7 protein-coding genes are annotated in these 11530 nt (G+C 55.7%); 4 read left to right on the top strand and 3 right to left on the bottom strand.

Translation table 11 applies throughout. The features are described from left to right. The first annotated feature begins 99 nt into the window (after positions 1-99). Both Q2B33_RS20465 and Q2B33_RS20460 read left to right on the top strand, forming a co-directional pair. Positions 100-2166 (top strand): FecR domain-containing protein, encoded by a 2067-nt coding sequence (locus tag Q2B33_RS20465; RefSeq protein ID WP_300566745.1) that lies wholly within the window; start codon positions 100-102, stop codon positions 2164-2166. A gap of 48 nt (positions 2167-2214) precedes the next feature. Continuing rightward, positions 2215-3783 carry a sulfatase-like hydrolase/transferase gene (locus tag Q2B33_RS20460; RefSeq protein WP_300797882.1) on the top strand — a complete coding sequence of 523 codons (1569 nt, stop codon included), beginning with the start codon at positions 2215-2217 and terminating at the stop codon, positions 3781-3783. A 436-nt stretch (positions 3784-4219) separates the two neighbouring features. On the opposite strand, the gene Q2B33_RS20455 is transcribed toward Q2B33_RS20460, so the two are convergent. Both Q2B33_RS20455 and Q2B33_RS20450 read right to left on the bottom strand, forming a co-directional pair. Continuing rightward, positions 4220-6493, bottom strand: a complete 2274-nt coding sequence (locus Q2B33_RS20455; RefSeq protein WP_300566739.1) for a M56 family metallopeptidase — start codon at positions 6491-6493, stop codon at positions 4220-4222. A gap of 11 nt (positions 6494-6504) precedes the next feature. Then, on the bottom strand, positions 6505-6864 hold the full coding sequence (locus Q2B33_RS20450; RefSeq protein ID WP_300566736.1) for a BlaI/MecI/CopY family transcriptional regulator: 360 nt from the start codon (positions 6862-6864) through the stop codon (positions 6505-6507). A 242-nt stretch (positions 6865-7106) separates the two neighbouring features. Here Q2B33_RS20450 and Q2B33_RS20445 point away from each other — a divergent pair, with 242 nt between their 5' ends. Next, on the top strand, positions 7107-9380 hold the full coding sequence (locus tag Q2B33_RS20445) for a beta-galactosidase (RefSeq protein ID WP_300899103.1): 2274 nt from the start codon (positions 7107-7109) through the stop codon (positions 9378-9380). Positions 9381-9460: 80 nt separating this feature from the next. Continuing rightward, positions 9461-9862 carry a hypothetical protein gene (locus tag Q2B33_RS20440; RefSeq protein WP_300566730.1) on the top strand — a complete coding sequence of 134 codons (402 nt, stop codon included), beginning with the start codon at positions 9461-9463 and terminating at the stop codon, positions 9860-9862. Between the two features lie 131 nt (positions 9863-9993). On the opposite strand, the gene aroA is transcribed toward Q2B33_RS20440, so the two are convergent. After that, complete coding sequence (gene aroA, locus Q2B33_RS20435) at positions 9994-11343, bottom strand: 3-phosphoshikimate 1-carboxyvinyltransferase (RefSeq protein ID WP_300566727.1); 1350 nt, start codon at positions 11341-11343, stop codon at positions 9994-9996. Positions 11344-11530 lie beyond the last annotated feature (187 nt).

Genomic DNA, 11530 nt, shown 5'->3' with positions numbered 1-11530 from the left:
GATTTAGGAGAAAATATTTTTAGAACTTGCTGCCACGTAAGTGGCTTGGTACAATGCAGAAAGCGAAAATACCAGGAAGATGATAGGGGGAGGGTTTCCATGAAAGAGAAGATGACGCGCATTGCAGGGATGGCTGTGGCGCTGGGGCTGATGGTTTTGGGCGCCGCCTGCGGAAATCAGGCAGCGGCTACCACGATGAAGCTTGCGGGAACGGAAGGCGAGACATTCGTCCGCAACGAGGAGAAGGAGCTGGAGCCCGTGGCGGACATGAATCTGTACAGCGGCTATCTGTTGGGGACGGAGCAGGAAGGGTATCTGTGGATCGACCTGGACAGCGTGAAGCTGGCGAAGATGGACGAGAACAGCCGGATCGGCATCCGGAAGTCAGGAAAGGAGCTGGAGATCGAACTGGATGCGGGGAGCCTGTTCTTTCAGGTGACGGAGCCGCTGGAGGAGGACGAGACCATGTACATACGCAATTCCAACATGGTAGTGGGAATCCGGGGGACCTGCGGCTGGGTGGAGGCTCCGGATGAGGAGCATCTGCGGGTTTACATCCTGGAAGGCGTGGTGGAGTGCAGCATAACGGATCCCGATACCAAAGAGGTAATCGCCTCCCAGGAGGTGGCCGCGGGCCAGTGGGCCCAGGCGGTATGGAAGGAAGGCAAGGGGGAGATTGCCCTGGAACAGTTCACGGAGGAGGGGATTCCTGACTTTGTGAGGACGGAGCTGGAGAAGGATCCAAAGATGCAGGAAAAGATTTCGGAGGTTTTGGCTCCTGTACAGCAGGATGACGCTGACGGGGAGGGCAGCGGGGACGGCACCGCAGAGGATGCCCCGGGCCAGGAGGAGCCTGAGGGAGAACAGGCAGTGGGGGTCATCCGGACGGACAAGGCCAGTCTGGAGTTTGTGAACGGAAACGCGCCGGGAGGCGTCATTGTGACCCTTCGGGACGGATTGTACGGCGCCGTGGATCTGGAGGGGGAGGAGATTGTCCCCAACAGCTATTCTTCCTATCTCCGCACGCCCAACGACCAGGGGCAGTTCGCCCTGGGAGACGGGGAAAACGCCACGGTTTTTGACCGACAGGGAAATGTGCTCCTGGAGGTGCAGGAGCTTATCTGCATGGGCATTTCCGAAAATGCGGTCACATACGGACATATGAATGAGGCAGGGAAGCCGGAGGTATGCTGTTATGATATCGCGGAGGGCAGGCAGACCGCCCGGATTGAGCTGGAGCAGAGGTATGAGCTGATCGGTTACGGGTACGGCATCGGCATCACCGGCCTGCAGGATGGAGAATTTCTGTATTCCGACGCGGACGATCTGAACATGCACCGGGTCAGGAAGGACGGAACCATTGTATGGACGGATGAGGAGCAGGAAGCGCGTCTGCAGGAAATCTGGGTAGAGGAAATGCGCGCGGAGGGGGCGGCCATAGAGGTGACGGAAGAAGGGGCCTACGCCACTTTTTCCTCCAACGGCTCGGCGGGCACATCTATATTTGGGTATGATCCGGGGTGCCCGGTGCAGAGCGCCAGGGACGGATACATAGTGGGTACGCCATGGCTGGAGGCCTCTCTTTTGAGGATACATGACCTGAATGCGGGGGACTCCATACAGCTGGATATGTATTCGCTGGAGGGAGATCCGGTTGACTGCATCTATGACTTCTGGCCCCAGTCCTACTATGACTGCGGCCAATGGTACATCAACAGGGGAACCAGCCTGGTGCTGCGGGGATCCGCGTACGACGGTACGGAGGAGCAGATGGATTTCCTCATTGATTTCTCCAGAGCCCAGACGGATGCGTCAGGGGATGTGACCAATGAGCAGGAGCTGGTGCTGGCGAAATATCCGTATATCAAGCTGGCGGGAGACGGGTATTATACGGCAAGCGACGGAGAGGCATGGTTCTATCTGGACGAGCAGGGCAACCGGGTGGACTCCCCGGAATGGGCCGACTGCTCCGGATTTTATCAGGGATATGCCCTTGTGCTGGAAAAGGACGGCATGGCGTATCTTGTAGACCGGGATTTCGATAAGGTGACGGAAGGATATCCGGCGGATTCCGTATCCCAGGCCGGCGGGATGTTCTGCATCGCCAAGGGAGACGAACAGACATTCCTCTACATGGGGCTGCAGGAGACGCCGGAAAGCGACTGACGGTGCACGGATTACAGATACGATATTTATGAAAAAAAGGAGACCAACATGCCCAAAGACAACATCCTGCTGATCACCACCGACCAGCAGCGCTTCGACACCGTGAACGCCTGGGGGAACCAGAGCATCTTCACGCCCCACCTGAACTACATGGCCGCCATGGGCGCCAGCTACACTTCCTGCTATGCCGGATGCCCCATCTGCGTGCCCTCCCGCACGACCATCATGACCGGACTGGAGGGCTATGAGAGCGGCGTGACCTCCAACGGCTCCCACGCGGCCTTCATGCAGAAATGTACGGAAAACCGCACGACTCTGGCCGCCCTGCTGACCGATTCCGGCTACCAGACCTGCGCCAAGGGGAAGATGCACTTCGACCCCGCCAGAGCCCACTACGGCTTCGAACACATGAAGCTGCCCCTGGATTACATGCGGGAATATGATAAAAAGCAGCCCCTGGCCCGCCCGAAAGTCCATGGCATCGGGGAGTGCGAGATGGAGCCCGTGCTCTCCACCGTGGAGGAAAAGGACAGCATCACCACCTGGATAGCCGACGAGGCCATCGACTTCCTGGAGACCAGGGACTCCACCCGCCCCTTCTTCCTCTGGGCCAGCTTCACCAAGCCCCATCCGCCCTTTGACCCCTGCCGGAACTTCTGGGAAATCTATGACGGCATCCCCCTGCCGGAGCCTGTGACCGGGGACTGGTCGGAAACTGTGGAGTCCACCCCCCAGGGCTTCCTGGCGGGGGCTTACGAGAATACCAACATGCACCTGCTGGGCCCCGAACAGAAGCAGGCCAGCCGCCGTGCCTACTACGCCTGCATCACCCAAGTGGACTACCAGTTGGGGCGCATCTTCGGGGCCATGCGGGAGAACGACCTGTTCAAGGATACCTGGGTGATCTTCACCTCGGATCACGGGGAGATGCTGGGCGACCACCACATGTCCCAGAAGAACCTGTTCTTCGAGGGCAGCGCCCATGTGCCCCTGCTGATCATGCCGCCCCAGAGACTGGGGCTTCCTCAGGAACCGGGGCTTCCTCAGGAACCGGGGCTTCCTCAGGAACCGGGGCTTCCTCAGGGATCGGGGATTTCCCAGAGACCGGGGCTTCCTCAGGGCGGGGGGCTGCCCCGGAAACTGGGGATTCCCCGCAATGTCCGGATCGACCGCCCTGTGACCCTGGCGGACATCTACCCCACGATCCTGGCCATGGCGGGGCAGGACTGCCCGGAGGGGCGCTCGGGAAGGAACCTGCTGGCGGTATCTGACCTGCCGGAAGACAGAGTCTTCTTCGGCAACAGCCTGAACCGGAATTTCTGCGTCATGGAGGGGAAGAAGAAGCTGGTCTACTCCGCCACAGGCGGCCACGCCCTGCTGTTCGACCTGGACAGGGATCCCATGGAGCGGCATGACCTTTCCGCCGTGCCTGAATACGGAGATGTCTTCAAACGGCTCTGGAAGCTCCTGCTGGAGCACACCCGCCGCTATACCCCGGAAGCTCTGACGCCGGATGGGGGCTTCGTCACCTATGACGCCCCCCGCTTCCCCGGCGACATGCCAGGGCGGTGGTTCGGCTTCCATTATCATGACTACAGCGTGGACACGTTCCACTGACGGCCTCAGGAAGGAACTGCCTATGGATAACTGCTGCCAGCGGACAGGGATTTTGATTCCCGCCAGCAATGAGCCAAGCAATCGTTGTCTGCCAAGCCAACAAAGTGTTGGCTTGGCCAGCAGGCGAATGCCGCGAGGGGTGCGTAGCGCTGGAGGCGCATGATTAGCACCGACCGAAGCGAAGACCAAATACCAAAGTGTCCGAAGGACGCTTTCAGCTCCGCAGCGTTGCAGGCTTGATTGCCAGGAGCCGCTTCGCGCACCCTGGAATCAAAGGACAATGGCAGCAGTTATATCGCATACCGCGGAATACTGTCTCATGTAATCATGGGATTCAACCAGTCACCAGTCAGCGTTATGCAGTCTGGTCTCACGGCAAGTGAAATCGCGGAGCAGTACACCTCCCCACAGCCACAAGCCTCCCCCGTTCCCCCTGTCAATCAAATGCCCTGCCCCGTTCGTCCATTTTTTCAAAACTGACAGAATCTTCCTGAATGATAATTGTTATGTCATCGTTGCTGTATTCCGCTGCAATCTCTTTCAGCTTGCCTACAATATCACCTTCTGTCATACCTAACATTTCATCGATATCCGTTCCGTTCCAAAAATCCTGTATCTCACTTATCATATTGCTGATACAAGCGTCCCGCTCTCCGACAGTGAGCGTCTTTTTGTCTGCGATATGATAGGAAAATGGGTAGAACAGATCGCACCATGCACCGTATCCGTTTTCTTCCGCTGTTTTTGACGGAAGATATTGATTAAGGATAGGGTCTTCCTCTTTCCGTCCCGTGTTAATGCTTTGCACATATTTTCCATTTTCCACTCCGGAAAGCCATGCGGTTATTGCTACAAAAGAAAGCTCGTCACTGTCCAGGTTCACGGAAAAATCCTGCTGGGCAGTATCAATATTGATCCGTTCCATCCGTTCATAACTTTCATTTGCCCATTCCAGCAAATCCATGTTAAAGTCCGCAACTGACCTGCTCTGGTAATCGGCTGTTCTCAAATCCAATAAGGAACGGTAATCTTCCTCTGTGCCATTGGGATATTCCCGATGCTCCTGTCCTTGCTGTACATTTTCCTGCCTACCCTCTCCGGCATCCAGTTCCGAAAGGGGCAGGAAGGAATATTCCACGGAAATCCGCAGTTTATCTGTATTCCATTTCTCATTCAGCTCTTCTATTTCTGCATCAATGGCTTCCTGCATGAAGGAATGATTCCGCAACTGTTCTTTCGTCTTGCCGTGCATGATATTTCGCAACCCGCCCGCAACGCCCAAACGTGCGGCATTGTACTCGCCGACAGTAAGCGTATCGGCATTTTGAATGGTAAGGCTGAAAACAAATTCCAGCATGGCATTATCAGAAGCGCCGGGATGATCACTTGCTATGCCTCCTCCAAAATCCCGTGTCTGCCACTTCTCAGCCGTGAGGGGTTCTAATGTGTAGAACAGAAAAGACGCAATCTCATTCCTGTCCTTTTGTTCATAGAGAGCCGTATTTTGAGAGAACCTCTCCAACAAATCACGATATTCTTCCGTATCTGTCAATTCCCATACTTTATTTTGAAATTCCGAAACACTCATATCTTCATAACCGTCAAAGCGCAAGGCGAGCAATTTGTCGAATTCTTCCTCCGAAAAGCCCGCAAAATCCGCAAAATCTGAAGAATCCGAAAAATCTGAAGAATCTGAAAAATCCGCAGAATCCGAAAAATCCGTGTCAGGGATTGCATCCGTTTCTCCCATGCCCGCTGCGGAAGTGGCAAAAGCGGTGGTCACGCCCACAATGAGCACCGCGGCGATACAAATTGCAAATAATGAGTTCTTTTTCGTTTTCATAACCGCTGTAATCCTTTCTTCGATTGCATTTTTACTAAAGCTGTTACAAAATGGCAGCAGACCGCTTTTGGCCGCTTCCATGTCGATAAGCATCAGCGAATAGGCAGATTTCGATTTTTCTCCCAATTGCCGGATGACGCTTTCATCACAAGCCAGTTCTATATCACGGTTGAAAAGAAGATACATCACCCACACAAAGGGGTTGAACCAATGGATACAAAGGGCAAGTGCCGCAACCAGCTTTGTTACAGTATCATAGCGACAGATATGCACATACTCATGGGAGAGGACATACTGCAGCTGTTTTTCATTTTTCCAGTCCATTTTTTTCGGCAGGAGGATAACCGGACGGAAAATGCCATATGTCAATGGGGCGGAAATCCTGTCAGATTGCCTTACCGAAATCCTGCGCTTCAATGGGCGCTCCCCCAGCCACTTTTCCACATAATGGCTGCGGACGGGCAAAGCTGTCCGAAATTCCGTCAGACAACGCAGATAAGATATTACGAAAAACAACCCGGTAAGCAGGATTCCCGCACACCATACCATAAACCAAACAGAAACAGACGGTGAAACATCCGCTGGCGGCCGTTCCGCTCCCTGTGTTGCAACAAACAGCCCCTGCATGGTAGGAATGTCGTAACCTGTCCCGGTTTCCGGCCATGTTGTAGAAGATATGCTATGGGTTGCCAACGTATAAACACTGAACACGGACGGAATCGAAAACGGGATAAGCAGCCTGAACATCACCAGTTCCCATAGAACAAGAAAAGTCTTTTTCGGCAGCTTATGGATCGCCGCCCCGCGGATAATCACTACCGCGGTAATAAAGACAGCCCCCGAAAAGCTCATTTGCAGTATATTCATTTGCTTCACCTCTATTCCAAATCGTCCACAATCTGCCTGAGCTTCCGGATCTGTTCAGCGGAGAGCTTCTTCCTGCCTAACAGGGCTGCAAACAGTTTGTCCACGGAACCGTCATAGATCTTGTCGATCAATTCATCTGTTTCCGCTTCCTGTACTTCTTCTTTGGGAATAAGGGCATGGCACATGAAATTCGGTTCGGAACGCGCAATCGCCCCCTTTTTGATACATCTTTTTATCAGTGTGTAGGTGGTGTTCATGTTCCAGCCGATTTCTTTTTTCAGAACATCAGATATATGTTTTGCCGTGGTGTCGCCCTCGCTCCAAAGCACACACATTACCTTCAATTCTGAATCGAAAAGTTTCACATCCATTATGATTCTCCTTTCCATAAGACTGCAGTAGTTTCTGGTTGGATATACATTACACCCTTCTTGTCGGATTGTCAACACTACTGCAGTAGTGTTAAGAAAAAATTTAGAAATGCCGAGGGATTCTTTTAAGCCGGGAACAAAGATTTGATGCAATGAGAACCGTCCCCATATTGATTTCTGCGGAAAAGGGGACTATACTGGAAACAGCGCTATAATAAATAAAAATAAGGAGATATCCACATATGGAGAAGAAGATTTTATTCCCCCAGATAGGCGGCTTCGTCCACGGCGGCGACTACAATCCCGAGCAATGGCTGGACAGGCCGGACATCCTGGAGCAGGACGTGGAGCTGATGAAGAAGGCCGGCATCAACAGCGCCAGCGTAGGCATTTTTTCCTGGTCTGTGCTGGAGCCCCAGGAGGGAAAGTACGATTTTGACTGGCTGGCGCAGATCATAGACAGGCTCTACGAGAACGGCATCTACACCGTGCTGGCCACGCCCTCGGGAGCCCGCCCCGCCTGGCTGGACGCAAAATACCCTGAGGCCATGCGGGTGAACCAGATGGGCATGCGGGAGCACCACGGCGGGCGCCACAACCACTGCATGAGCTCCCCCGTCTACCGGGAGAAGGTGGCCCTCATAGACAGAAAGCTGGCGGAGAGGTTCGGCTCCCATCCCGGCGTGATCATGTACCACATCTCCAACGAGTTCAGCGGGGAATGCTACTGCGACCACTGCATAACGAAATTCCGTAAATACCTGAGAGAGAAGTACGACAATGACATCGAAAAGCTCAACCGCGCCTGGTGGACTTTCTTTTGGAGCCACCGCTACAACGATTTCGACCAGATAGAGCCCCCCTTCGTCCACGGCGAGACCAGCGTCATGGGCCTGAACCTGGAGTGGAAGCGCTTCACCACCTGGAACACCAACGATTTCATGAAGGCGGAAGCCGATGTGCTCCACAGCGTCACCCCCCACATCCCGGTAACGGCCAACCTGATGCGCATGTTCGGCGGGCTGGACTACCGGAAGATGGCTCCCCACATGGACGTGGTGTCTTGGGACAATTATCCCCCCTTCCACAACGACTGGGAGACCCTGGAGGACACCGCCTTTGAGACCGCCTTCCAGCATGCGCTGATGCGTTCTCTGAAACGCGGCATACCGTTCATGATGATGGAGAGCGCCCCCGGCCTGGTGAACTGGCAGAACGTGAACAAGGTAAAGCGCCCCGGCATCCACAGGCTGGCCTGCCTCCAGGCGGTGGCCTGCGGCTCCGACTCCGTGCAGTATTTCCAGTGGCGGAAGGGCCGCGGCTCCTACGAGCAGTTCCACGGCGCGGTAGTGGATCACATAGGAACGGACGACACGAGAATCTTCAGAGAGGTGGCGGAGGTAGGGGAGCTGCTGCAACAAATCGCCCCGGCAGCGGGAACGCTGGTGAAGACGAGAGCCGCCATGCTCTTCGACTGGGACAACCGCTGGGCCATCGAGGACATGCAGGGGCTGGGGCGGAATACCAAAAAATATGAACAGACCTGCATCGGCATCTGGAAGGAATTCTTCCGGCTGGGCGTGGACATGGACATCGTGGGCTCCGACGAGGATCTGGACTGCTATGACCTGGTGGTGGCGCCCATGCTGTACATGCTGCAGCCCGGGACAGCGCAGAATCTGAAAGCCTTCGTGGAAAGGGGCGGGCAGCTCCTGGCCACCTACCTGTGCGGCTATGTGGACAGCGAACAGCTCTGCTACCTGGGCGGCTTCCCCGGGGACGGGCTGAAAGACCTCTTCGGCATCGTCAGCGAGGAGATCGATTCCCTGTACCCCACTGACAGGAACGGCATCGCCCTGACGGAGGAAGCTCTGGGCAGAGCGGCCATGCCTGCCCAGGCCGGGGAAACCCCTTCCCGGAATCGGCAGGACGCCCGGGAATCGGCCGCGGCGGACAACCTCCGGGGCGGCTCTGCATCTGCAAAAGAAAGCGGAGTCTGCGGGGAAGCGGCGTCTGCGGAAGAAACCGTAGCCTGCCAGGAAGCGGCATCTGCAAAAGAAACCGTAGCCTGCCGGGCAGCGGCGTCCGTGGAAGGCCGGCCCGAAGCGCGAGGGGACTGGGAAGTGTTCGACTACGCGGAAATCTTGCGGGTGCAGGATGCCCGCGTGCTCGGCACCTACACCGATGACTTCTACCGGGGCAGCGCCGCCGTGACCTGCAAGAGCCACGGAGAGGGCAAGGCTTACTATGTGGCCGCCAGAACCAGCGCCGCCGCCATGCGCCCGCTGTTCCAGCGGATGATGGAGGACGCGGGGATTACAGTGCGCAAACTCCCCCGGGGCGTGGAGTGCCATGTCAGAAGCGGCGAAGAGGGCGTGTACGAGTTCTATCTGAACTGGACGAAGGAGTCCGTCACTATCCCCGGCGTGAAGGGAACGGATATCCTGTCAGGCGGGACATTGGATGGAAGCCTGGAACTGTCCGAATACGGCGTCGCCGTGGTGCGTTTGCCATAAGCCGAAAATATTGGCGGATTTTGCTGGACTCCGCGATTGGCCTGTGTTATACTGAATTTCAGGAAAGGAGGAATGTGTCTATGACAGATAGTGAAAAATTAGACCTAATCCTATCTAAGATGGATCAGATGGAATCCCGTATGGATCGTATGGAATCTCGCATGGATCAGATGGAAGCCAAGATTGACCGGATGGAATCTCGCATGGATCGGATGGAAGCCAAGATTGACCGGATGGAATCCCGTATGGATCAGATGGAATCCAAGATTGACCGGCTGGAATCGGATATCAGGAACATTGAGCTGACGATTGAGAATGAAATTCGCGCCAATATCCGGCAAGTAGCAGAGGGGCATCATAATCTGTCACGAAAACTGCATGAAGCATTAAAAGCAGGGGCAGAGAATGAAATGCTCTCTATCCGTGTGAATGTGCTCGAGTCAGAAATGCGGAGAGTAAAAGAACACATCCAGATAGCATAGGGGCCCGGATTTCATCTATACAAGTGCGATAACCCGGCTTTAGCCGGCAACGATATACATAAGCGGCTGCAGATACCCGGTGGTATATGCAGCCGCTTTGCTGTTGCCCTGTCTGGTTCAGGGCGATGCGATTAGGTCGATGCAAGGCAATCCGCCGCATGGTCTAGCACTGCGAAATAGTCCTCAAAAGTCTTGCGGCAGCACCCGGGATTGGAGATGGAGATGCCGGGGCTGCGCAGCCCGGTGAGGGCGAAGCCCATGGCCATGCGGTGGTCCTCATAGGTCTCCACGGTGGACGGCTTCGGGGAGCCCGGATAGACGGTGATGCTGTCTGACCGCTCTTCACAGTGGATGCCCATCTTGGTCAGCTCCGCAGCCATGCCCGCGATGCGGTCGCTCTCCTGAAAACGGATATGGCCTATCCCTGTGATGGTGGTAGGGCTCTCCGCAAAGGGGGCGATGGCTGCCAGGGTAATCGCCTGATCCGAACAGGCGGACATATCGGCCGTGACGCCGTGGAAGATTCCGTCCGCGGAAGGCTCCAGCAGGATGCCCCGGGGGGTGTCTGCGGCGCGGCAGCCCATCTGTTCCAATGTCCGTAGGAACCTCGCGTCCCCCTGAAGGGAATCGAAGTGCACATCGTCCACCCTCACCGGGATGCGCAGAAGCGGGCACATGGCATAGAAATAGCATGCCGCCGAGACATCTGGCTCTATCTGATAATCCAGCGCCCGATAATGCTGCCCCGCCGGAGTCAGGAATGTCCTCTCGTCCTGCTTCAGGGTCTCTACGCCGAACTGACGCATCATCTTTCTGGTCATTTCGATATAAGCCATCCCGTGGGCGCCTTCTATGGCAGTGGTGAAATCCTGGCTGCACAGACAGGACACAATCAGCAGGGCGCTCAGGAACTGGCTGCTCTCATCGATATTCACGCAGATGCTGTTCTTCCGGAAGCCGTGTCCCCGCAGCGTGAAGGGAAAACTCCGGGGTATCCGCCCTTCTGCCCCGCTCCCTTCATATGAGACTTCGCAGCCCAGCTCTGCCAGGGAATCCAGCAGCGGAGCCATGGGCCGCCTGCGCATCTGTTCCGAGGAATCCATATGGTAGACCCCCTGGCTCAGCCCCAGGAATGCCGTCAGAAATCGTGCGGCGGTTCCGGCGCTGCCCACATGCTGGCTGGCCTCAGAGAGGGGGACCGCGCCCCCTGCCCCTTTGACCGTGACTGTCCGGGCTCTTTCGTCCACAGCTGTCTCGAATCCCAGATCCTGGACACATTTCAGGAAATGCCTGGAGTCGTCGGAGAAGAGGACGCCCCGCAGGGTGGAAGTCCCCTGAGCCAGCGTGGCCAGCAGCAGGGCGCGGTTGGTGATGCTCTTGGAGCCGGGGACGCTTACTGCCAGCGGCCGGGAGAGCCCAGGTGCTTTGGCGGATAATGTTTCATATAAATACGGGACAGAGTAGGTGTTTTCCATGGGCATGATTTTCGTTTTCTCCTTGTGTGGTGTATGCAATGCAGAATATTTATATATGTCATGCCGTTCACAGGCATGGCTTCAGGGATATTAGTACACCGGTGCATGAATTCCCGAGTAATCAGTGCTTGATGTCCGCACCAGGACAAGGCGGAGGAAGGAGGAGATCGGAAGAGCACACGTCTGAACTCCA

Source organism: uncultured Acetatifactor sp. (assembly GCF_948601915.1).
Taxonomy (GTDB): Bacteria; Bacillota; Clostridia; order Lachnospirales; family Lachnospiraceae; genus Acetatifactor.
Note: the sequence above shows the minus strand (reverse complement) of the source record. Positions and strands in the feature narration are given on the sequence as shown.

What these genes read in the sequence shown, in the direction of transcription:
- Q2B33_RS20465 (WP_300566745.1), top strand. Translation starts at nt 100, where the DNA reads ATGAAAGAGAAGATGACGCGCATTGCAGGGATGGCTGTGGCGCTGGGG.
- Q2B33_RS20460 (WP_300797882.1), top strand. Translation starts at nt 2,215, where the DNA reads ATGCCCAAAGACAACATCCTGCTGATCACCACCGACCAGCAGCGCTTC.
- Q2B33_RS20455 (WP_300566739.1), bottom strand. Translation starts at nt 6,493, where the DNA reads ATGAATATACTGCAAATGAGCTTTTCGGGGGCTGTCTTTATTACCGCG.
- Q2B33_RS20450 (WP_300566736.1), bottom strand. Translation starts at nt 6,864, where the DNA reads ATGGATGTGAAACTTTTCGATTCAGAATTGAAGGTAATGTGTGTGCTT.
- Q2B33_RS20445 (WP_300899103.1), top strand. Translation starts at nt 7,107, where the DNA reads ATGGAGAAGAAGATTTTATTCCCCCAGATAGGCGGCTTCGTCCACGGC.
- Q2B33_RS20440 (WP_300566730.1), top strand. Translation starts at nt 9,461, where the DNA reads ATGACAGATAGTGAAAAATTAGACCTAATCCTATCTAAGATGGATCAG.
- aroA (WP_300566727.1), bottom strand. Translation starts at nt 11,343, where the DNA reads ATGCCCATGGAAAACACCTACTCTGTCCCGTATTTATATGAAACATTA.